The 21358-nt window shown below is 59.3% G+C and carries 15 protein-coding genes; 8 read left to right on the forward strand and 7 right to left on the reverse strand.

Features of this window, described 5'->3' with window-relative positions; genetic code table 11:
* Positions 1-10: 10 nt before the first annotated feature.
* Positions 11-604: a ribosome silencing factor gene (gene rsfS, locus ABSG47_RS06820; protein WP_424168095.1), complete on the reverse strand. Its 594-nt coding sequence runs from the start codon at positions 602-604 to the stop codon at positions 11-13.
* Between the two features lie 124 nt (positions 605-728).
* Here rsfS and accD point away from each other — a divergent pair, with 124 nt between their 5' ends.
* Positions 729-1595 carry an acetyl-CoA carboxylase, carboxyltransferase subunit beta gene (gene accD, locus ABSG47_RS06825; protein ID WP_424168097.1) on the forward strand — a complete coding sequence of 289 codons (867 nt, stop codon included), beginning with the start codon at positions 729-731 and terminating at the stop codon, positions 1593-1595.
* Positions 1596-1913: 318 nt separating this feature from the next.
* Here the strand turns inward: accD and ABSG47_RS06830 are convergent, their stop codons facing one another.
* The 3 genes from ABSG47_RS06830 to ABSG47_RS06840 all read right to left on the reverse strand — a co-directional run bounded on the left by ABSG47_RS06830 (position 1914) and on the right by ABSG47_RS06840 (position 11453).
* A complete protein-coding gene (locus tag ABSG47_RS06830; protein WP_424168100.1) occupies positions 1914-5495 on the reverse strand; it encodes a TonB-dependent receptor in 3582 nt (1193 codons plus the stop codon).
* A 361-nt stretch (positions 5496-5856) separates the two neighbouring features.
* Positions 5857-7767, reverse strand: coding sequence for an alpha-amylase family glycosyl hydrolase (locus ABSG47_RS06835; RefSeq protein ID WP_424168103.1), 1911 nt, complete (start codon positions 7765-7767; stop codon positions 5857-5859).
* A gap of 77 nt (positions 7768-7844) precedes the next feature.
* Complete coding sequence (locus ABSG47_RS06840) at positions 7845-11453, reverse strand: TonB-dependent receptor (protein WP_424168106.1); 3609 nt, start codon at positions 11451-11453, stop codon at positions 7845-7847.
* Positions 11454-11857: 404 nt separating this feature from the next.
* Here ABSG47_RS06840 and ABSG47_RS06845 point away from each other — a divergent pair, with 404 nt between their 5' ends.
* Both ABSG47_RS06845 and ABSG47_RS06850 read left to right on the forward strand, forming a co-directional pair.
* Positions 11858-14116: a winged helix-turn-helix domain-containing protein gene (locus ABSG47_RS06845; protein WP_424168108.1), complete on the forward strand. Its 2259-nt coding sequence runs from the start codon at positions 11858-11860 to the stop codon at positions 14114-14116.
* Between the two features lie 116 nt (positions 14117-14232).
* The gene (locus tag ABSG47_RS06850; RefSeq protein ID WP_424168111.1) at positions 14233-16494 is read left to right on the forward strand and encodes a glycosyl hydrolase 115 family protein; all 2262 of its coding nucleotides are present in this window, start codon (positions 14233-14235) and stop codon (positions 16492-16494) included.
* 36 nt (positions 16495-16530) lie between these two features.
* On the opposite strand, the gene ABSG47_RS06855 is transcribed toward ABSG47_RS06850, so the two are convergent.
* Positions 16531-17550: an acetamidase/formamidase family protein gene (locus ABSG47_RS06855; protein ID WP_424168114.1), complete on the reverse strand. Its 1020-nt coding sequence runs from the start codon at positions 17548-17550 to the stop codon at positions 16531-16533.
* Positions 17551-17695: 145 nt separating this feature from the next.
* Here ABSG47_RS06855 and ABSG47_RS06860 point away from each other — a divergent pair, with 145 nt between their 5' ends.
* Positions 17696-17917, forward strand: coding sequence for a type II toxin-antitoxin system VapB family antitoxin (locus ABSG47_RS06860; RefSeq protein WP_424168117.1), 222 nt, complete (start codon positions 17696-17698; stop codon positions 17915-17917).
* A complete protein-coding gene (locus tag ABSG47_RS06865; RefSeq protein ID WP_424168120.1) occupies positions 17914-18336 on the forward strand; it encodes a PIN domain-containing protein in 423 nt (140 codons plus the stop codon). Before ABSG47_RS06860 ends, ABSG47_RS06865 begins: the two co-directional genes overlap by 4 nt.
* Here the strand turns inward: ABSG47_RS06865 and ABSG47_RS06870 are convergent.
* Positions 18333-18749, reverse strand: coding sequence for a hypothetical protein (locus ABSG47_RS06870; protein WP_424168123.1), 417 nt, complete (start codon positions 18747-18749; stop codon positions 18333-18335). The two genes, ABSG47_RS06865 and ABSG47_RS06870, sit on opposite strands and share 4 nt — an antisense overlap.
* A gap of 134 nt (positions 18750-18883) precedes the next feature.
* Positions 18884-19366 (reverse strand): DinB family protein, encoded by a 483-nt coding sequence (locus ABSG47_RS06875; RefSeq protein WP_424168126.1) that lies wholly within the window; start codon positions 19364-19366, stop codon positions 18884-18886.
* A 242-nt stretch (positions 19367-19608) separates the two neighbouring features.
* Here ABSG47_RS06875 and ABSG47_RS06880 point away from each other — a divergent pair, with 242 nt between their 5' ends.
* The 3 genes from ABSG47_RS06880 to ABSG47_RS06890 form a co-directional block, all read left to right on the forward strand.
* Positions 19609-19731: a hypothetical protein gene (locus tag ABSG47_RS06880; RefSeq protein WP_424168129.1), complete on the forward strand. Its 123-nt coding sequence runs from the start codon at positions 19609-19611 to the stop codon at positions 19729-19731.
* A complete protein-coding gene (locus ABSG47_RS06885; protein WP_424168131.1) occupies positions 19673-20461 on the forward strand; it encodes a helix-turn-helix transcriptional regulator in 789 nt (262 codons plus the stop codon). Before ABSG47_RS06880 ends, ABSG47_RS06885 begins: the two co-directional genes overlap by 59 nt.
* 282 nt (positions 20462-20743) lie before the next feature.
* Positions 20744-21358: DNA polymerase III subunit delta (locus ABSG47_RS06890; protein WP_424168134.1), on the forward strand; the 615-nt coding region annotated here is incomplete at its 3' end.

The following is a 21358-nucleotide window of genomic DNA, read 5'->3' on the forward strand; positions in this document are numbered from 1 at the left end:
TGTCGAGAGCCTATTTCTTCTTTGCGGACTTCTTCGCGGACTTCTTTGCGACGGCTTTCTTTGCTGCCGGCCTGGCCGAGGTTTTCTTTGCGGGCTTCGCAGAGGTCTTTTTAGCCACCGCTTTTTTTGCAGCCTTTGCCGGAGCTGACTTCCTTGCCGCGGGCTTTGCCTTGGCGCGGGAAGCGCGGGTCTTTTCGGCGAGCGCAGCCTTTAACTCTTCATCGAACTCCGCGGGCGTCAGCGGACGCGCGGACTTCCGCAACCGCTCGATGTCGTAGAAGGCGCGCTTCTCGGCAAGAAAAACATGCACGACGAAATCGATGTAATCGAGCAGTATCCACTCGCCCTGGCGGCGACCTTCAACTGAGTTCGGGTAGATGCCGTATTCGCGCTTGATCCGCAGTTCGATCTCGTCGGCAATGGCAAGCGTCTGGCGATTGTTGGTGGCGGAGGTGATGAGGAAGAAGTCCGCGAGACCGGAGTCCGCGGCGTCAAGCGCCAGGATGCGGGTGTCTGCGCCCTTTTTGTCTTCAGCCGCCTGAGCGGCGGTTTGAACCAGGATGCGTGAGTCGATATTGGCCTTAGCGGCGGGGATATTGGACATGCGTGTTGCGTTTCCTTTGCTCGGATTATCGTAAAGCATTTTGGGAATATGTATAGCTATTTCCAGCGCGAATGCAGGATAAGACCGTTCGCGGCATCCGGCCATTTACAATAGCCAAGACGCTATGTCCTGGTTTAAGCGCGAAAACGCAGATTTGACGTCCGCTCCGGCACTTGAAGGCGACGATGCCGAGCGGCGGGTTAGAACAGACGGTCTGTGGGTCAAGTGCCCCGGCTGTCGGCCGCCCATCTGGAAAGCTGATCTGGAGGCCAATCTCAACGTTTGCCCCAACTGCCAACACCATTTTGCGATGGATGCGCAGGAGCGCGTTGCGTCGCTGCTGGAACCCGGTTACGAACTGGTAGATCAGGGACTTCGTTCTACCGATCCGCTCAACTTTACGGACATCAAGCCCTATAAGCTGCGCCTGGAGCAGGGACGCAAGCAGACGGGCCTCGATGACGCCATATTGAATGCTGTGGGTGACCTTGGGCCGATCCCAGTTGTGCTGAGCGTGATGGAATACGCCTTTGCGGGCGGCTCGATGGGCGCGGTTGTGGGCGAGACCATTGCGCGGGCCATCGATCGATCGCTGGCGGGGCGCAGGCCTCTCATTATTGTTGCTTCTTCCGGCGGCGCACGCATGCAGGAGGGTATTGTGAGCCTGCTGCAGATGGCCAAGATCTCCTCTGGACTGGCTGAGCTGGATGACGCGCGCATTCCTTATACCTGTGTTCTTACGCATCCGACGTACGGCGGCGTGACGGCCAGCTTTGCCATGCTGGGCGATCTGAATGTCGCCGAGCCGGGCGCGCTGATCGGCTTTGCCGGGCCGCGAGTCATTGAACAGACCATTCGCCAGAAGCTGCCGGAGGGTTTTCAGCGCTCGGAGTTTCTGCTGGAAAAGGGATTTCTGGATGCCGTGGTGTCGCGCAAGAAACTGAAGCAGTATCTGATCCGCGCGCTCGAGTTTATGCAGGTTCCGGCTTAGGTTTTTTGTTTCCGGCATACGTTATCCTGTGCAGGTCTGAGCCCGAAATGATTTGATTTGTGCGTGTTGCGAGCGTCTTCACACTTCTTATATAAATCTTCATACGATCTTTATTCTGAAACTGTGCAGTCCATAGAACCGCAAAACGCAAAGGCCCGAATCCGGTGGGATTCGGGCCTTTTTTCTACTGATTATGAGTGTGTCACAAAAGGGCCTAATTCCATGCAAAGTTTCTTAGGAGATTTTGCACTAAAGTAACGGCAACACATCGGGCGCTCTCGAAAGAGAGCGCCCGATGTGTTCAGCTTCGAGGTTTTTTTAGAACTGGAACTGAACCTTGAGCTGGGTATTGCGGTTGCTGCCGTAGTTGTAGCGGAAGTCCATGAAGGAGGAACCCGCGTCGTCGATGAAGGAGGTTGGCGAACCCAGGTACTGCCGGTTCAGCGCGTTGTAGTCGATGAGCGACAGCGTCATCGTCAAACGCTCAGACAAGCGGGTCACCTTCTGCAGTGTTGCATCGAAGTTGTTCCACGCCTGCCCGCGAATGTTATTGCGCCCCACGGTGGTGTACGGGGTCTGCCCGAGCGCCGCGTTGGCATAGGCCGTATTGCGAATCCAGTGGAAGCTCGACGGACTGCCTGTCACGCAGTTTCCGGCGTTGTACTGAGCATAGTTGACATAGGCTCCGGCAGTTCCGCAGATAGAGCCGTTATCGATAACGGCCACCGAGTTCATCGGCGCTTTGGGGTTGCCCATGATCGGACGTATGGTGTCCGCACCGACCATAGCGTTTGAAAAGGCCTGATCGGAGTAGCTCTCCCAGGCCGGTCCGGGGCCTGTCGGATCATAAGGGCCGTCCTGAGGATTGTTTCCGAAGAACCCGGTCTGATAGAGGCTCAGCGGCTGGCCGGTGTTGAGGGTCCAGATGGTGTCCAGGCGGTAGCCGCTCAGCGCACGACCGAGGAGACCAAGGCCGCTGCGATAGCCGGGCAGCACATAGTCGAAGCCGGAGGATGCGATGTATTTATAGGAATCGCCGCTGACACCGCGCTCCGGCTCGTTCGGGTTCAGCGGATTCTCCGCGTAGGCGATGGTATTGCCGCCCCCCCCGGTGCTATACACCTCGGAACTGTTGTCGATGGTCTTGCTGTACGTGAAGCTGGTGGTCGAAGTCAGCCCATGCCAGCTCTTGGTGGTGATCTTGGACTCAAGCGAGTTAAAGACGGCGAAGGCGCCGTTCGTGAAACTTGACACGACGCTGCGGTTGCAGTCCAGATTTCCCTGGCCTACCGCGCCTGCGGTGCTGCAAAGGGTTACCGGAGCCTGAGTGGGGTAGTACTGCTGCAGCACGGCAAGGTACGGGTTGGAGTTTTGCGACTGGAAGTTGCCCACCTGGTGGTTACCGACATAGTCGATTTCGAGGACCGCCTTAGAGCCGATCTGGTGGGAGAAGCCGAAGAGCCAGGACTCTGTGTACGGGTCGTGGAAGTTCGGGCTGGTCGTCGTCACGCTGCGCGCGCCGGGATCCTGAGTAGGACCGACGGGGAGATACTGCAAGGCCTGCGCACGCACCAGGGAACCGGTGGCGCCGCCGCTCGGCAGGCACTGGACGCTGATGCCGCAGCCTGAGATGTTCCCCAGATTGATCACGGGAGCCGAGGTGGCCACGTTGAGGAACATGTTATAGAAGGCGGGATCGAAGTTCATGGAAAAACCGGCGCGGACCACGAGCTTCCTGTCGAAGGCCGGGTTGAAAGCTAGGCCGAGGCGCGGCTGGTACTGCTTCCAGTGATTCGGAGCCGAGGCGGCGGTACGAACATAGAGCGGAAGCGACATGTCCCAGAAGGCCGTGCTGGGGTTGGTTTCGCGCGCTACGGTCTCATTGTGCAGCAGGTTGATAGCCTGACCGAAGAACTCCCAGCGGACGCCGAGGTTGAGGGTCAGCGTCGGCGTGACCTTCCAGTCGTCCTGGAAGTAAGCCGAGGCATCCTGCTCGGTAAATTTGGTGGTGAAGCCGTTGGCGTTGGCAATCGACAACTGGCCCTGGCCGCTCAGGAATGTGCCGAAGCCGGTCACCGGCGTGCCAGCGCCGATAGTTGCGGGGTTGAAGCTAAATCCACCGTTCCAGTCGGGCACGAAGGGATTCGGTGAGTTCTGATAATCCCACTCGCCGCCGATCAGGATGGTCTGCTTGCCTTTGGTCCAGGTGAGGTTGTCCTGCGCCTGTGTCACCTTGACCGTGCGGCCCTGGGGGATATTGGTAGGATATCCGAAGCCAAGAATAGTAAAGGCTGTCTGGTTTGCCGAGACGTTCCCGTTGATGCCGATCGAGGCGGTGCAATTCTCAGGCGTGGTCCATACGCAGCCTGGCTGGCCGCCGGCCTCGAACAGAACCGCCGTCTGCTGGAAAGAGTAGCGAAGCTGGTTTACCAGGCTGGGGGTAAACGTGCGGCTCCAGTCCGCGCCAACCGAATACGCTGTATCCGGCACGTTGTACCAGGCGCCTGCCACTACGCTGCCACCGGCATTCAAGACCGGATCGTTCTGGTAGAAGAAGCGAAGGAATGCGTGATCCTTGCTCGTCGGCTGCCAGTCCGCGCGCTCCAGCAGCTCCTCGTCGTTCGTCAGCGAGGGAACGCTGCGGCCGATTTCGGCCATTTCGATTGTCGCCGAGTTGCCGGATGCATCGGTAACAGGAACCTGGACCGGGGTTCCAACGGGTCTGGGGTTGCCGGTCTTGATGGAATAGGGGCCACTGTTCACTTCCGCCGCCACGCCCGGATCGTTCGGGAAGGCAGCCTGCAGCTCAGTCAGGCCAGTGGGGTCCGGTGTGAGGGTGGACGGACCACTCAGCGATGTGCCACCGCCATTACGGAACCGATTCCAAAGGCCGCTCGAGAAGAACCACAGCTTGTCCCTCCAGACCGGGCCGCCGATGGTGTATCCGAAGACGTTGTCCACATAGCGGGGCAGAGTGGGAACAACGCAGCCCGTTGTGGTGGGGTTCTGGCCGGAGGCGCAATAGCCGAGGAAGGGCGACTTCTGGCCCTGGGCGAAGGACTCGCCCCAGTTGCCTTCATAAAACTCAAAGGCTGAACCGTGGAACTTGTTGGTGCCGGATTTGGTGAGGTAGTTGACCACCGAACCGGCGTTGCGTCCATACTCCGCGCTGAAGTTATTGGTGATGACTTCGACGCCGGCGAGCGCGTCCTGGTTCGCGAAAAAGACCTGCGGACCGGCAACAGAGTTGTCGTTATTCGACTGGCCGTCAATTTCGAAGTTATTGGCGCGGCCGCGCTGACCCTGCGAGGAGAAGCCGCCGTAAGCGCCGTTGTTATTGGAGAAGCTGTTGGCGTGTGTAATGGCGACACCCGGCGTGAGCAGCGCGGCCGTATCGAATCCGCCGCCGAAGGGCAGATTTTCAAGCTGCTCCGATTCCAGCGTTACCCCGAGCTGCGACTCTTCCGTGTTCAACAGCGGCGCAATGGCGCTGGCCTCCACGGTTTCAACGCCCTGGCCGATCTTAAGAGCCTCAGTGCCCAGCGAGAGCGTGCCGACGTCTATGGTCAGGTCATTGACTGTCAAAACCTCAAATCCGGGCGCCGTAATCGACAGCTTATACTTGCCGATCGGCAGCGTCAGCACATTGAATTCACCATCGGAGCGCGAGGTTTGTGTGTAAATCCCGCCGGTAGCAATATCGATCACTTTGATCTGCGCGCCGGGGATCACAGCGCCTTTGGGATCAACGACGGTGCCGCTGATTCCGCCTGTGGTGATTCCTTGACTGTAGAGCTTCGAGGCTCCGCCAGCTAAGAACAACGTTAACAATAGAATAGACAGCAGCGCAGAAACGCGGGCTGGCTTGTGTGAGAAGGTGTGGGAGCAGTAAAGCGACATCGAGTCCGTCTCCTTGGCAGGCTTTGAAATTGCAGCATGAAAGCGGTATGCGGTAATGAATCAATATGAGGAGGCTGACCATCACTATGCAATTTGCATGCCAAATTGGGATCAACGGCACGGAGAAGGTTAAAATCAGGGAAAACACATAAGAAAACCATAAAAATCGCTATTTATCAGGAAACTTTTTTAACCGCCTATACGTAACTGGCCGTATAGGTTTCTTCTGTTCCCTGCATATTTCTATGAAAATATGAATATACTCTTCTATTTGTGCGCTTCCGGACAGAGCTGACACAGGGCTTTCCTGTGTTGAAATTGGTCCGGGCAGTGGGGCACAGGGTTGTGCCCCACTGAGTGACTATGGTTCCGCGCGGAGGATGGCGATCTGCTGCGCAGGGAGATGAATCTGGAGCTGTCCGGCGGTGGAGTGGGCTTCGGCAGGGGTTTCGAGTGCGGGCGTAAAGCGGGTGCAGCCGGCGAGCGGTGCGGCGGCGAGAGGGATGGCGATGTCGTGCGGGGCGGTGTCGGAGTTGGCGGCGATGATGTAGCGGGGTTGCTGTGAGCATGCGCTGGAGAGGTCTGCGCCGCGGACGAAGGCGAGAATGTTGTCGTCGGCGGAAAGGACGGCGAGCTGGCCGGTCTGGAGTGCGGGCGTGTGAGCGCGGAGCTGCAACAGGGAGCTGACCCAGGTCTCCATGGCTTGTTCGGCGTCTGTTCGGCCGGATTGGGTGAAGGCGTCGGATTTGGTTTGATTGGAGCTGCCTGATTGGTCCTGCGGAAATCCGCCGGGAAAGTCGCGGCGGTTGTCGGGATCGTTGCCGCCGCTCATGGCTATCTCGTCGCCGTAATAGAGCTGGGGCATTCCTCGAAGCGTGGCAAGAAGGCCGAAGCCGAGGCGCAAGGCCGCCGGGTCGGCGCCGGGCTCGGATAGGAAGCGCTTGTTGTCGTGATTGCCGAAGAAGGTGACCAGGCGCTCGGGGTGTGGGTAGAGCGCGTCCTGCTTGAGGACATCTGCGATGGCGGTCATGGGCTTCTTGCGGGTGAGAGCGCCGCGGAGCGCGAAGAACATGGGGTAATCGAAGGGCGTGTCGAGGAGGGTGTCGACTGTGCCGTCAGAGCCCTGGTTGGCGCGGCCACCGGCAAAGAAGCTGGTGACTTTGGGATCACCGTCGAAAACTTCGCCTACGTCAGTGAACTGCGGGTAGAGCTGATGGAGGGTGCCGTTATAGGTGTGCCAGAAGCTGCGCGGGACGTAAGGGAAGGTATCGAGGCGGAAGCCGTCGATGCCGGCGGTTTCGATCCACCAGATGGCGTTCTGGGTGAGGTATTGGGCGACGAGCGGGGAGTCCTGGTTGAGATCGGGGAGCGAGTTGGCGAACCATCCGTTGAGGACGGCGGTGCGCGTGGCAACGTTGCCGTTGGGATCGACGATGGTCATGAAATCGTATTGCGCCTGGATGTGCGAGGCGGGCGTGCCGTGGAACCAGTCGGGGGTGGGCATGTCCTGAGCCCAGGGATGCGCGCGGCCGACGTGGTTGGGGACGGTGTCGAGTACGATCTTCATGCCGCGGGAGTGGGCGGCGCGGACGAGGGCCTGTAGATCAGACATGGTGCCGAGGTGCGGATCGACGGCGTACATGTCGGTGGCGCTGTAGCCGTGGTAGCTGTTGCCGGATTGCTCGGCGGAGTTGTCGTAGAGCGGGGTGGTCCAGATGGTGGTGACGCCGAGCTGCTGGAGGTAATCGAGATGGGATTCGATGCCGCGGATGTCGCCGCCGTGATAGGCGCGGGCTCGGGTGCGGTCGTCGGGATCGCGGAAGTCGGGGAGGGCGTCGTTGGCGGGGTCGGCGTCGGCGAAGCGGTCGGGCATGATGAGGTACATCACGTCGGATGAGTTGAAGCCTTTGGGCTGCTCCGATTGTGGGCGTCGCGCGGAGAGGATGTAGGGGGTGGTGGTGATGCCGTGGGGGTTGGCGGCGATGAGCTGGATGGAGGCTGGCTTTTTGCCGGGATCGAGATGAACGAAGGCCCAGTGGCCGTTGGGGGAGATGGTGGTTTCGGTGATGTGAGCTTTCGCGCCGTGGATGGAGAAGGTTGTGTTTTCGAGGTGCTCGCCGTGGATGAGGAGGAGCGATGTGGGCAGGCCGGCGAACCAGTTGGGGGGATCGATTTTGGTAATGACGGGTTTGGCGGATTGGGCGAAGGAGATCGATGCGAGAAAAAGCGTCGCGAGAAAGAGACGGAATGAGAGCCTGGAGCTGAATTTCATGGAAGACTTCCTCGCGAAGTGGAAAAAGCGCCGCATGGGATTTAAAACCATGCGGCGCAGGGGGAGGCTAACCCCGATTAGAAGGTGAAGCGAAGTGCGAGCTGCATTTCACGCTGAGAGTTTGCGCGCACGCCTTCAATCTGTCCGAAGTGTCCGTTGTCCAGACCGGAGGCATTTGCGGGGCATGTGGATGTTGTGCCGCTGGTGTACTGGCAGGCATCGAGGTTGCCGTTGGGATTGGTGAACTCGGGTGTGTTGGAGAGGTTGAAGACCTCAGCGCGGAACTGTCCCGCTACGCGCTCGACGATGTGGAAGTCCTTGAAGAGCGAGGCATCCACGTCGCGGTAGGCGGGGCCGGTCATTACATTGCGAGCCGTGTTGCCGGGCGCAATGAAGGTGCTGACCTGCCCATTGGGGTCGATGACAGCGGGGTGCGTGTAGAGCGAGGTGTCGAACCACGCGTGCAGGCTCTTGGTGTAATGCGCCCTTCCGCTGGCGTTGGCGAAGTTCGTCAAGCCGCCGCCCTGGAGCGAAACGCCGCCTCCGTTGCTGCCGTCGTAGAAGTACTCGCCGGTAGTAATGGAGAACGGCTGGCCGGTCTGGAGAGTGACGATCGTGTTCAGATGCCATCCTCCGATGATCTCGTCCACTGCCGTGGGGATATTGGAAGCGAAGCGCTTGCCCTTGCCGAATGGAAGCTCTCCGAGCGCGGTGAAGCTGAAGGTCTGCCGCTGATCCTGGTCGGAGTTGCCGTAGTTGTTCTTGAGGCTCACATTTGCCGGCAGCGCTTGATTTGGCGACGGCATCGCGCCGGGGGTAAAGGCCGCAGTTGGGAAGACAAAGAACAAGCTGCTGCCGGTGCCGAAGGCGCCTTCGGAGTTGCTCATCGTGTGCGACCAGGTGTAAGCCGCCGTCGTCTGAATGCCTTTGAAACCGCGGCTGTTCAAAAAGACCTGCAGGCCGTTGTAGTTCGACATTCCCTCGGCAACGCCTTGATTGATTCCCTCAAAACTCGGGAACAAAAAGGTGTTGGGGGCTTCGCCGAGAACCTGCGCGTTCGGTCCGACCCAGGTCATCAGGTGCTGCCCGGTCGTGCCGACATAAGCGACGGTCAGCGAGGTGGATGGCGTGAGTTGTTGCTGCACCTGCAGATCAAACTGCTGGATCATGGAGGTTGGCAGATTTCTGGGGATTGAGATCAGGCTTACTCCCGTTGGATCCGCACGATTGACCGTAGACCCGAAGGCCGGCAGAGGCAGCGCGCCTGTTGCACTGGCATTGGTTTTGTCGCACCCTGCAACGTTGGTGATGCACTGCGGAGCCTGGCCGCTGAACATGATGCGGTTGCCGCCCAACTGCGGCAGGCTGGAATAGCTGACCGAGCCGTTGAAGTCAGCGTTGTTGCTTAGCTGGTTGCCTACGCCACCGCGGTCCTGGAAGTAATAAATACCGTAGCCGCCGCGAACCGACGTCTTGCCGGTGCCGAAGAGGTCATACGCAAAACCGAAGCGCGGAGCAAAGTTGCCATGGTTGGTGTTGACCTGGCTGTTCGACCATCCATTTGTTCCCGCCTGCACCAGTTGCGCAAAGGTGGGCGAAGAGGGATTCAGGTCGAAATCAGACTGGTAGTTGTGCGATGTATACGGGAAGGTGTACAGGTCGTAGCGCACGCCAAGGTTCAGCGTCAGCCGCGGAGTTACCTTCCAGTCATCCTGCACAAAATAGCCAGTCTCCCAGTTGTGCGTGTCGAAGTAGCTGCTGGCCACGCCGATGCTGTAATCGTCCACGTAGCCCACCAGCATGTCAGCAACCGAGAATCCGGTCCACTGATTGCCGCTCCAGTCAAAGTAGCCCTTGGCGTTGTTGCCCTGGAAGAAGTTGACATAGCGCTTTTCAATGCTGCCGCCGAAGCGGAAGCTGTGTTTCCCGTGGGTCCAGATGAGCTGATCGACGTACTGGTTATCGCCCTGCGGCACGGTGTATGCACCGCCGTCCCCTGTATAGGCCAGCCAGCCGCCGTTGATTGCCGCGCCGCCACCGAGCAGGGGCGAACGGTTTGCATTCAGGATGCCCAGGTTGGCTGAGACAGGGATATTGTCGAACGGCGGAATGTAGCCAAAGAAGTCGTAGATATGGCCGTAGCGGAACTCATTGACAAGGTTTGGCGTGAAGATGCGCGTGTATCCCACCGCTTCTCCGCGCGGATGCACCGGGTTGTAACCCGAGCCAAAGCCCGCCGGCAGGTTCGGGAAGAGGCTTTCCTTGTTCTGAACATCCAGCCCATAGCTGTAACGCCCGAAGAAGCTGTCCTTATCCGTCGGCTTCCAGTCAATGCGCACATCAAAGTCGTTCATGTGCTGCGTTTCCTGCGGATTGATAAAGTAGTTGCTGCCAATGCTGCCATTGGCGTTGTTCTGCGCCGGGAAGGCGTTCAGGTAATTCTGCGCCACCTGGCTCATGCGGCCGTTGGGAATGATGTTGCCGGCGAACGGTGCGCAGGTGACGGGATCATAGATGGTGCCCATCACGGCGGAGGGCGTTGTGGCGCAACCCGTCACCGGAGCATAAGGAACGCTGGGGGCCACGGTGCTAAACCCGCCATTCTGCGTGCTGTCTGTAATCAGCTCAGAGAAATTACCCATGCGCATCAGAGGTGTCGGTACAGACTGAAAGGATTCACCCTCGGGCGTGATCAAGCGTAGGCCCTGGTAGCCGCCAAACAAGAACAGCTTGTGATGCAGGAATGGCAATGGGCCACCGAGCGTGCCGCCGAACTGCTGACGGCGATATGGCGGCGCAGCCTGCGGAGTATTACCGAAGGCGTAATTTGGATTGGCGTCGAAGATCTGGTCGCGGTCAAAGAAGAAGAGCGATCCGTGATACTGGTTGGTGCCCGACTTGATGGACGACTGGATAATCGCGCCGCCCGCCTTGCCGAACTCCGCTGGGGCCACGGCTGTGGTTACGCGAAACTCGTCCGTTTCCTCAACCGGTGGGAAGAAGATGATGGTATTGACCAGTGCGTCGTTGTTGTCCAGGCCGTCCAGCTCGAAGTTGTTCGCCTGCGCGCGCAGGCCGTTTACCGAAAGAGCCGCGCCGCCGTTGTCGCCGTAGCGCCATGTTTCAGCGTTACCGCCCTGGCCTGAGGCCGCGCTGCCATAGCCGCCGCGGGTCACGCCGGGGGTGAGCAGAGCAAGCTGCGTGAAGTTGCGGCTGTTGAGAGGAAGGTCGATGACTTGTTTGGGCTCAATTACATCTCCGACCGATGAAGTCGAAAGGTCCACAATCGGCGCTGCGTCTGTGACTTGAACCGTGGTCGAGGTGGAACCCGGCTTCAGCTTGAAACTCACCGTCTGCACCTGGGAGACGTTGAGCATGAAGCTCTGCGATGCGCCCTCGAAGCCGGCGTCACTGGCTGTCACTTTATAGTTGCCGCGAAGCACCGCTTCAAAGTGGAAGCTGCCTGTCGCATCCGCGACCGCGTTTTGTGTAAATCCATTGTCGGAATTCACGAGCACGACCGCTGCGCCTGGAATTGCGGCGCCGGTCTGGTCGGTAATGGTTCCGCGAACGCTGCCGGTGTCGCTCTGTGCGATGAGTGTCTGCCGCCCGGTGAGGAGCATAATCAGCATAGACACCAGGCCAGCTAACCGCAGCACTCTTTTCGTATGTTTTGTACTTTGCATTGCGTACTACCTCCAAAGACACTCGCAGAGCGAGTCCGCTGCTCATTCGTTGCCGGCCGGGCTCTTCAAGTTTCGCTGGTGACAATGCGGTGACAGGCATGTTCCGCACAATCCTTTCCAATTCGTTTTCCGTTCATTTCTTGTTCTACGATTAAACACCGCTTTATCAGATGGATGCGGTAAGTCATCCACGGTCATCCCAAGCGGTGGAAGTGTTACATTTGTGGATGGGTGAACAAAACCAGGAAATTAGGTTCTGTTAAGTATTGCCCGAGATTGCCGCTCTTGACGGTCACACCCCTGGCGACGAACACACCGGCCGCCGGGAACCTTGTGGCCGCGTCAGCTTAAGGGTTGCGGCTTCGCGGTACAGTATCTGTGGTTTTGCTGTGGGAGTTTTTGCCATGCGAAGCGGTAAAGCGGCTTCGAGACTCACCTTCGGTTTGTATGAGGTAGACCTCAGCACAGGTGAGCTGTGGAGAGCCGGTCACCGGATCAAGCTCCAGAGCCAGCCATTTAAAGTGCTGACTGTGCTGCTGGAGCATGCCGGTGAGGTTGTGACGCGGGAGGAGCTGCAGTTCCGGCTCTGGGGCGACGACACGATTGTCGATTTCGATCACTCGCTGGCGACGGCCATCAATAAGATACGCGAGGCGCTACGGGACTCGGCGGACAACCCGCGCTTTGTGGAGACGCTGGCCAGACGGGGATACCGATTTATTGCGCCGGTGGATTCGGTGGCTTTGACAGCAGCGGCGGAGGAAGATCTGGCGGCTTCCGACGGCGCCCTGGCTGAAGCGCATGAAGTTGCGGCAGTGCCGGTTGCGCATGGGGAGCTGACGGCGATCACTGCGCCTCCTGTTGTTCCGGCTGTTTTTGCTTCGTCGGTCCCCGTACCGGTTTCGGCATTCAAGCCGCGCGAAACTCCGATAGCGGTGAGGGTTGCGGCGCTGGCGCTGCTTGTAGGAGCGGTGGGCGTGCTGGCCGGATATTTCTTCGGAGCCAGGGTGCCCCGGAATGCGCCAGTGCGCATTAGCCCGCTTACGCAGAATGGGCACCTGGCCGTTGGCTCGGCGATCACGGAGAACTTTACCGCGAGCGTCACGGATGGCTACCGGATTTTTGTGCAGACGCTGGAGGGCGGCAAGTCAGCGATTGCGACGGTGCCGATCTCGGGCGGCACGCCGGTGAATCTGAACACTCCAAATGAGGTGGCGGCGCCGACGCTGGGGGATATTTCGCCGGATGGGTCGCAACTGTTGTTGCGGAATCATCTGTCGCCGGAGTCGGAACAGCCGTTGTGGGTGGTTCCGGTGGATGGGGGCTCGGCACTGCGGGTGGGCGCGGTGCTGGCGCATGATGCGACGTGGATGCCAAGCAGTGCGGGAACGGATGCGCATGGGATTCTGTATGCCGCGGGGAACGACCTCTATCTGATGCAAGGAGCGTCAAGCCAGCCGGAGCACTATGCATCTGTGCCGGGACGGGCCTTTTGGCTGCGCTGGAACCCGGCGGGCAAGCTGCTGCGGTTTACCGTGCTGGACCCGATTGCGCATACGCAGACACTGTGGGAGATGTCGGCGAAGGATCGCACGCCGAGACCGGTTTTGACGGGATTCAGCGAGCCGGCGTCAGAGTGCTGCGGCGTATGGACTGCCGATGGGCGCGCGTATGTCTTTCAGTCCGGGCGCGACGGCAATACCGACCTGTGGCGTCTGGGCGGCAACAGCACAAAAAACCCGACGCGGCTGACGTATGGTCCGCTGCAGTTTCAGTCGGCGGTGGCTGCGCGTACGGGCGAGACGATCTATTTTCTGGGCGTGGATACGCGATTCGAGGTGTACCGGGTGACCGCGGACGGCGCACTGGCTGCCGAGCGCGGGTTTCTGGGAGCCGCGGATCGGGTGGCGTGGTCGCGCGATAAGCAATGGGTGGCCTGGACGGACAGCACGGGCCGGTTGTGGCGCGCCGCGGCGGATGGCACGCAGAAGATTCAACTGACGCCGGATGCCTTTAACGTATTTTTGGCGCGGTGGTCACCGGATGGCAAGCGGCTGGCGATTATGGCGAGACAGCCGGGCAAGGCGTGGCAGGTTTCCCTGGTGGCGGCGGATGGCGGGGATGTGGAGCCTGTGCTGAAGGATAAACGCAATGCGGCGGATCCATCGTGGTCCGCGGATGGGCAGTCGCTGGTATACGGGCGCGTGAACGATGCGCTGGGCAAGGAGAGCAGCGAGCGGACGCTGCATATTGTGAGCCTGAAGACGGGGAAGATTGAAGAGATTGCCGGCTCGGACGGGCTATTCAGTCCGCGCTGGTCTCCGGATGGGCGGTACATTGCGGCGCTGACGCTGGATCAGCGGCAGGTGCGGCTCTACGATGTGGCTGCGAAGACGTGGAAGACGCTGGCTGGAGATTCGGGCGCGGACCCGGCATGGTCTTCTGACAGCCGCTACTTATATGTGCATCGGTCGCTGGACCCCTCGCAGCCGATTGACCGGATTGCGATTCCTGGCGGGCAGATGCAGGAGCTGATCAAGCTGGCGGGATCGTCTGAGGGCGATGCGGTGGATTATGTCTTTGTGGGGCTGACGCAGGACGATATGCCGCTGATTCGCGCGCGCACGTATACGGGAAATATGTACTCAATGCAGTTGAAGTAGGCCGGGCGGGCGGGACATCGGGGGAGTTATTCCGCTATAATTCGCATCGCAAACTAAATCCTGTGTTCTGACTCCGTGGGCCCGATGAGGAGCAGCTCTCTATTGAGGTGCCACCGATGATGCTGTCCCGTCTTGTCCGTTCATTTTGCCTGCGGTGCATGGCTTTTGCCGTGCCGGTTCTTCTATTGGCGGCGGTTCTGCCGGCTTATGCCGCGCCGTCTGCGGCCGTTACGATCGATAGCTCCGTGACGATTGTGGAGAGCGCGCAGGAGACTGCACCGGTTCGCCGCGCGACGCGGGATCTGCTTGCGGATTTCGGCAAAGTCTTTGGCCAGGCGCCGAAGCTGGTGGAGCGGCTGGAGGATGCGGGGCCGGTGGCGATTCTTGTTGCCGAGCGGTCGCGGATTCCCGCAGGCGTGCATTGCGTGAGTGCGATGGATACTGAGTCGTTTGCGTTCTCGATTGCCAATGCGCCGGGCAGCGGTAAACAGCAGAAGCGTGTGGTGTGCCTGACTGGCGCGGATATGCGCGGGACGATCTATGCGATCTACCAGTTCTCCGAGAGCTGGCTGGGCGTGGACCCGATGTATCTGTGGACGGATAAACAGCCGGAGAAGCGGAGTTCGATTGCGCTGCCCGCGGAGTTCAGCAAGACTTACCCGAAGCCGGTGTTTCGCTATCGCGGATTTTTTCCGAATGACGAAGACCAGCTTACGGGCTGGATTCCGGCGGCAAAGAACGAGCATACAGGCATTTCGCTGAAGGTATGGGACAACGTGTACGAGACGATTCTGCGCCTGAAGGGCAACATGGTGGTGCCGGGCACGTGGGTTTTTCCCGACGATGCGCAGGTATATGCGGCCACGGAGCGCGGACTGATTGTGAATCAGCACCATGCGATTCCGCTGGGCGTGAATGTGGCGCGCTGGCCGCACGATGTGCCGTACAACTTCTCCACACACCCGGAGATTCTGGAGCGGGCGTGGACGAATGCAGTGGCAACGTACAAACCGGGGCAGGAGATTCTGTGGAGCGTGGGACTGCGCGGCCTTTCGGACTCAAGCTATGCCTCACTGGACCCGAGCGTCCGCGATAACGATCCGCTGCTGGGTCAGCGGATCAGCGACGCCATTGCCGAGCAGATTAAGATTGTGCGCGCAAAGTACCCGGATGCGAAGTTTGTGACCGACCTGTGGCAGGAGGGCGCGCGGCTGACGCAGAAGGGCTACATCAAGATTCCGCCGGAGGTGACGCTGGTGTGGGCAGACACCGGCTACGGCGACATGCAGGACGGCGGCAAAGTGGCGGCTGGGCAGGGTGCGTACTTTCACGTGGCGATGATGAACGGCAATGCGAATCAGCTCTCAGAGATGGTGCCGGTTTCAGTGATCCACTCAGAGCTGGGCCGTTACATCAAGGCAGGCGCAACGTCCTACATTCTCGTCAACACCAGTGACATTCGGCCTGTGGCGATGACAACCCGCGCGCTGATGGAAACGGCGTGGGGTGGGGTTCCGTCTGGAGTTCCGCAGGAAGCAAACGACGCGGATGGAGCGTTCTACAGGCGCTGGGCAACGGAGGAGTTCGGCGCAAAGTCTGCCGATGTGCTGAGTGCCCTCTATAAGGAGTACTTTGCGGCTCCGTCCGAGCGCACATCGTTCGGCGCTCCGGGTTTAACTTCGGCCGGCAATGCGCCTCCAGCAGCGCCGCCGCTGAGCCCCTCGCCTCTCAGCACCGTCAAGCGCGAAGAAGGCGACCAGCATTATCACTCGGAGATTCGGCGGCTGATTCTGGATGAGCTGAGCGAGCACCAGGTGATTGCGATTCCGAGCCAGTCGCCGAAGTGGACGCTGCCGCGCGTCATGCCCGTGATTGATGAGCAGCAACATAAGGCTCTGCTGGCGCATGATATTGCCGAGTGCGAAGAAGCGCAGCCGCGCTGGGATGCGGTGTGGAATCACGCGGTAGCAGCGAAGGATCTGATTGAGCCGGATCGGCGCGACTACTATCAAGCTGCGGTGCTGACGATGATTTCCATCAACCGGGAGAGCAACCGCGCGCTGCTGCTGGTGGCTCGCGCGCTAACCGATGCCGAGGCGGGACAGGCGGACAAGGCGAAGAACGAGGCCGATGAGGCGTTGCAGGCGCTGGACACGGCCCGGCATGAGATGGACTCAGCCGAATATGGCAAGTGGAAAAACTGGTATCGCGGAGACTGGCTGACCGGCGTGGCGCGTACGCGCGAGCTGGTGCAAGCCTACGCCGATCATCTGCGCGATCCGATGGCTCCCTTACCCGCGCCCGCCGCGTGGACGGGATGGGAGGCTTACTTCCACATCATGGAGTATGAAGGCGACCGTTCTGTAGACGTACACTGAGGCGCATATTGAGCCACGATGGTGATCGACCCGGTGTTATTTTCCTGTTGTAAAGATGTTCTTCGGCAGCATGGCATGCACGCCGACGTTGCCGTCGACGAGTTGCGTGATGTCGAGATCGACAGCTACGGATGAGAGCATGTAGGCGTCGTCGCGGCTCAGGTGCTTTTCGGTGACGAGGAAGTCGATCATCTCGCGCAGGGCGTGCTCGGTGGCTTCCTTCAGATCGGGGCTGAAACCCATCGTAATGTAATGCGTGGGCGTTTCAGCGCGCGGCCAGAGAAGCGGCTGCTGCTTATGCACGATGAATTTGAAGGTGCCGGTGAGGAAGGTCTCCATTGCAGTGATGTCGACCTCGCCGTTTCCTTGCCCTGCGTGGCCGTCGCCGGCGATGAAGAGCGCGCCTTTGGCGGCTACGGGAATGAATAGCGTTGTACCGGCGACGAGCTCCTTGTTATCCATGTTGCCGGCGTGCGCGAAGGGCGGCGCGGAGTCTACACGCCCCTGGCCGGGCGCGACGCCCATGCTGCCGAAGAAGGGATGCAGCGGGATTTCGATGCCGGGTGCGAAGTGGGCGAGCATCTTTTCGCGATCGAGCGGGATGATGCGCGTTTTGCTGTAGGGATATTCCATGGGCAGGAAGCCACGATGCAGGCCGAAGCTGTTGCAGGCGAAGGGCACGTCGATGTCGATTTTGAGGATTTGCACTTCGAGGACGTCGCCCGGTTCGGCTTCTTCGAGCGCGACGGGGCCCGTGAGGATGTGGCCGCCGGGGCCTTTGTCCTTTTCCGGATAATTTTTATAGACCTCGTCGTTGTAGGCGGGAATGTCTTCGCGTTTGATGCCGCGTGCGACAAGACGATCCGTGGGGCCGCAGGTGGAGAGCGTCTGCAGCTTTACCGTGTCGCCGGAGTGCACAGTGATGGCGGGTTTGGCGTCGGCAGCGTAGTGGCCCCACTCGACTGTGGTGGATGTGGCGAGTACGGTGTGGTCCTGTGCGGGCAAGAAAAGCGCGCTGCAGGCAAGGACGCTGAGAGACACGAAGAGCTGGCGCATGAGGCCTCACGAGAAAAGCGGGATGCATTGATTTAAACCGGTCTGAGGCGATTCCGTCCAGATGGGAGTTTGGGCGGATCATTTGGCAGGTCCACGACAGTTACACATCACAATGTGTGATAATTTACACATTGAGAGGTGTAACGTGCCTACAAACCTGGCTTTGGATGATCGTCTTATCGATGAAGCGCGACGCGTTGGCGGCCATGCGACCAAGAAAGACGCTGTCACAGCGGCTCTTGAGGAGTATGTGGCACGTCGCAAGCAGCTTGCGATTCTCGATCTCTTCGGTACAGTGGATTTCAGCAAGAAGTACGACGCCAGTGAGAGCCGCAGGCGAGATAAGGTGACGGTCGACAAGCGATGAAGGTGCTTGTCGATAGCTGTGTATGGTCATTGGCATTGCGCCGCCGGCAGGGCGTGGAAGGCCTGACCAAGGATGAGCGTAAGCTGGTTGGCGCTTTGACGGACGGAATCCGGGATGGGTTGGTAGTGATGGTTGGACCTGTTCGCCAGGAGGTTCTCTCCGGCATCCGACACGTAGAGCAGTTTGAGCGGCTGCGCGAGCATTTGCAAGCTTTCCGCGATGAACCGATTGAATCGGAGGATTATGTTCATGCGGCGAGGTTGGATCATCTGTGCCGCAAGGAAGGGTTGCAATGTGGGCCGGTGGATATGCTGCTGTGTGCACTTGCCCAGCGGCGCGGATGGAGCGTTCTGACCAATGATGACGGGCTTTTGCGCTGCATGAAGGAGATTGCGCGACAGTCGGAGCAGCCGGGCTAGCGCCAGCGATCGCCGCGCTTCATGAGGAATTCGCGGAATACGTAACCCCAGGGAATAAGCGGAAGGAAGATCACTACAACCGACACGGAAAAAATGTCGGCTGCGACTGCGTCTGTGATCTGATGGGCTCTCCAGAGAGGCAATGCGAAGGCGGTGAGGTAAATGGCCTTCCAGATCAGCTCGAAGAGCAGAAGCGGGATCATCTTGACGGGGTAGCGAAGGCCGAGCACTGCGGTGAGGCCGAGGCCCGCGAGCAGGCTTAATTGAATGCCTCTGGTGGCGGCGAACTCCGGCGTGTGCTGAAGAACCCTGGGCCAGTATGCCGTGCCTATGCCTACGGCGAGAATCAAATAAGTGATGCGCAGCGTGTATAAGCGCCAAAGCGCTACAGTACCGGTTTCACCCTGAGACATGCGCGCCTCCGCGTTGAGATGACTATAAGCTAAGTGGAATTACGCGCGCGGTTTGAAATTCGTTCCTGAAAGTGAAGCGGCTGCTGACGCTGACGACTCAGAGGTCAGCAGCCGTTGTTTGTTATGCATTGAAATTAGCGCTCCCAGAAATGGGGTGGCTCGATGCCGAGCGCGCGGAGGTAGACGTAGCCCTGGCCGCGGTGGTGGATCTCGTTGTCGATGGCGTACTGAATGGTTCTCAGTCCGGAACCTTCCCACATGCCGAAGGCCTTATCCACTTCACTGAAGCGGTGCGGGGGTATTTCAGGGAATTTCTTGTCGAGCTCGGCTGTTTGCTCGTCCCAGAGAGCAAGCAGTTCTTCCTTGGTGGTGGGCTTTCTTGCCTTGTTGAACTCTACCCATTTGCCGGTGGAGACGCCATCGACGATGGGTACGGCCATGCCGATGAACTCCCAGGCTAGCTCTGAGAAGGGCCGCATGCCGCCGACGGAGAACCCGAAGAGCTTGTTTTCTGGAAACGCTTCGATGACCTTGCGGGTGAGTCCCCGGTGTCCCTGCCAGTGTTTGAGGAGTTCCTCTGCCGTGATTACGCTGACTTCCGTTGTCGCTGTTGTCATTTCCGTCTCTCCTTGTGTATTGCCTTCCATAGGCACAACTAGGAGAGTACGCGGTATTCCCGACAGGTTCTGTCGTAAATTGAAGAAAGAATCGAATTGCGGCGAAGGTCTGCGGAAGCTGTCATTTGAGGCGAAGAGCATACCTCAGGGCCTGAAGGCCCAATCTTTTCGCTGGGGCTTGTTGCCGGGGATAAATCCCCGGCCTACCGGGTGCCACGTCGGACCAAATTTTTGGAGTGCCTATGTATGACCCTGTTATGCGCGTGCTTACCGTCCTGGAGATTCTGCAGGCGCGCGACTCTGTGAGTGGCGCGGAGCTGGCCGAGCGCGGGTTACCGGCTGCCGCCGCTGCTGCTGACCAATGAAGAGGCTTTTGCGCTTTCGCTGGGATTGCGCGCGCTGCGGCAGATTGGGCTTTCGGCCTTTGCGCCGGCAACGGAGAGCGCGCTTGAGAAGCTGCGGCGCGTGCTGCCGGATGCGCTGCTCGAAAGCGTGCGCACGGTGGAAGACGTGGTGGCGATTGAGCCGGGACCGTGGGTGGTTTCAACTTCCGTGGAGATCCTGATTCGCGCTGCCACAGCCATTCGTACGAGTAAGAGAATCCGCTTCGGGTATGAGGCTATTGACGGCGCGGCGACACGCAGGCAGATTGAGCCGTATGCGCTGATGCATACGGATGGGCGCTGGTACCTGATTGGCCATTGCCTCACACGGAAGGCGATGCGGACTTTTCGGTTGGATCGCGTGGCGGATCTTGCGGTGGGGACGGTGGGATTTCGCAGGCCGGCTGGTTTTGATGCACGCAAATACCTTGAAGAGCGAATGCCATTCCTTTCTTCGGATTATCAGATTGATGTGTGGATCGATATGCCGATTGAGGTGGCAGCGCGCAGCTTTGGGCCGGTTCGCGTAGCCATGGAAGCGCAGGAGGGTGGCACGCGGCTGCGCTGTGGGCGTGACCGGCTGGAGATGTTTGCGGCGATGCTGCTGAGCATGGGACGACGCGTTGTGGTGCATAGCCCGCCGGAGCTGCGGGATACATTTCGTGAGTTGGCGCGGCGGGCTGTGGCGGCTGCGGATGCTGAAATGGAATAGCCCTTCGGTAGCTATTCGAGCGCTTCCGGCTGGGTGTGTTGCTCAACGGAGACGCGTTGATCAGGAGTGATCTAAGTCAGGGAAGGGTTCATGCGATCCCAGGTCTCAAAATCGAGACCTAGGGCACCCAATTTGTTGGCGGGTCAGAAATGGGCCACCCGCCAGTCCTGCCGCAGCCAGGAAGCGGGAAACGAAACAATAATCTTTTCGCGAGCAACGAATGATCGTTCGTCTTCGGCCCGGGCGCTAAGGCGGGTGGGGTCGTTTATATAATCTGAATCGATGCATCCCACGCTTGAAGACTTTGTCAGTGAGTACCACGCTAAAGGAGTGCCGCCTCCCTACACCTTGCTAGTCGGTAAGGATGATGAGCAAAATGCTTCGATTGCGCGAGAATTCGCTCGAAAGCTTGGCACAGTTGGGCATTCCGTCGACTGTACGACGATCAAGATCCTCGGCGAATTGACGGCGTCGCTCACTAACGACAAGGCGGTCTTTGTCGCCAATGTTCAGACTCTCAAACGTGAATTCGTGGATCGCCTGGTCGAAGCCTTATCGACAGGCGATGTGAAGTTCGTCATTGGCCATGGACCTGCCGCGAGAACCGTCGTGTTGCCGGTTACTCCTGTCGCGTTCATGGCCAGCTGCACGGCGAAACATGACTGTCAGGCGTCTCTACTGAAGCAATTCCGGTGTGTGATTCCGGTCGATCCTTACACGACAGCCGAACTACAGGCTGTGCTGGAGGCCGAAGCAGGGAAGGCTCGAATTTCATTCGAGCCCGGTGCCGCCGAACTGCTTGTTCGCTGCAGCAATGGTCTTTCGAGTCTCCTGCTGAATCGCTTCAAGAAGGTTGTCGCCCTAATCGATCAGAAATCCAACAAGCCTTACCTGACG

This window comes from Occallatibacter sp., assembly GCF_049510455.1.
In the GTDB taxonomy this organism is placed as follows: domain Bacteria; phylum Acidobacteriota; class Terriglobia; order Terriglobales; family Acidobacteriaceae; genus Telmatobacter.

Coding starts and splice junctions, on each gene's coding strand:
- rsfS (WP_424168095.1), bottom strand. CDS start 604: ATGTCCAATATCCCCGCCGCTAAGGCCAATATCGACTCACGCATCCTG.
- accD (WP_424168097.1), top strand. CDS start 729: ATGTCCTGGTTTAAGCGCGAAAACGCAGATTTGACGTCCGCTCCGGCA.
- ABSG47_RS06830 (WP_424168100.1), bottom strand. CDS start 5,495: ATGTCGCTTTACTGCTCCCACACCTTCTCACACAAGCCAGCCCGCGTT.
- ABSG47_RS06835 (WP_424168103.1), bottom strand. CDS start 7,767: ATGAAATTCAGCTCCAGGCTCTCATTCCGTCTCTTTCTCGCGACGCTT.
- ABSG47_RS06840 (WP_424168106.1), bottom strand. CDS start 11,453: ATGCAAAGTACAAAACATACGAAAAGAGTGCTGCGGTTAGCTGGCCTG.
- ABSG47_RS06845 (WP_424168108.1), top strand. CDS start 11,858: ATGCGAAGCGGTAAAGCGGCTTCGAGACTCACCTTCGGTTTGTATGAG.
- ABSG47_RS06850 (WP_424168111.1), top strand. CDS start 14,233: ATGATGCTGTCCCGTCTTGTCCGTTCATTTTGCCTGCGGTGCATGGCT.
- ABSG47_RS06855 (WP_424168114.1), bottom strand. CDS start 17,550: ATGCGCCAGCTCTTCGTGTCTCTCAGCGTCCTTGCCTGCAGCGCGCTT.
- ABSG47_RS06865 (WP_424168120.1), top strand. CDS start 17,914: ATGAAGGTGCTTGTCGATAGCTGTGTATGGTCATTGGCATTGCGCCGC.
- ABSG47_RS06870 (WP_424168123.1), bottom strand. CDS start 18,749: ATGTCTCAGGGTGAAACCGGTACTGTAGCGCTTTGGCGCTTATACACG.
- ABSG47_RS06875 (WP_424168126.1), bottom strand. CDS start 19,366: ATGACAACAGCGACAACGGAAGTCAGCGTAATCACGGCAGAGGAACTC.
- ABSG47_RS06880 (WP_424168129.1), top strand. CDS start 19,609: ATGTATGACCCTGTTATGCGCGTGCTTACCGTCCTGGAGATTCTGCAG.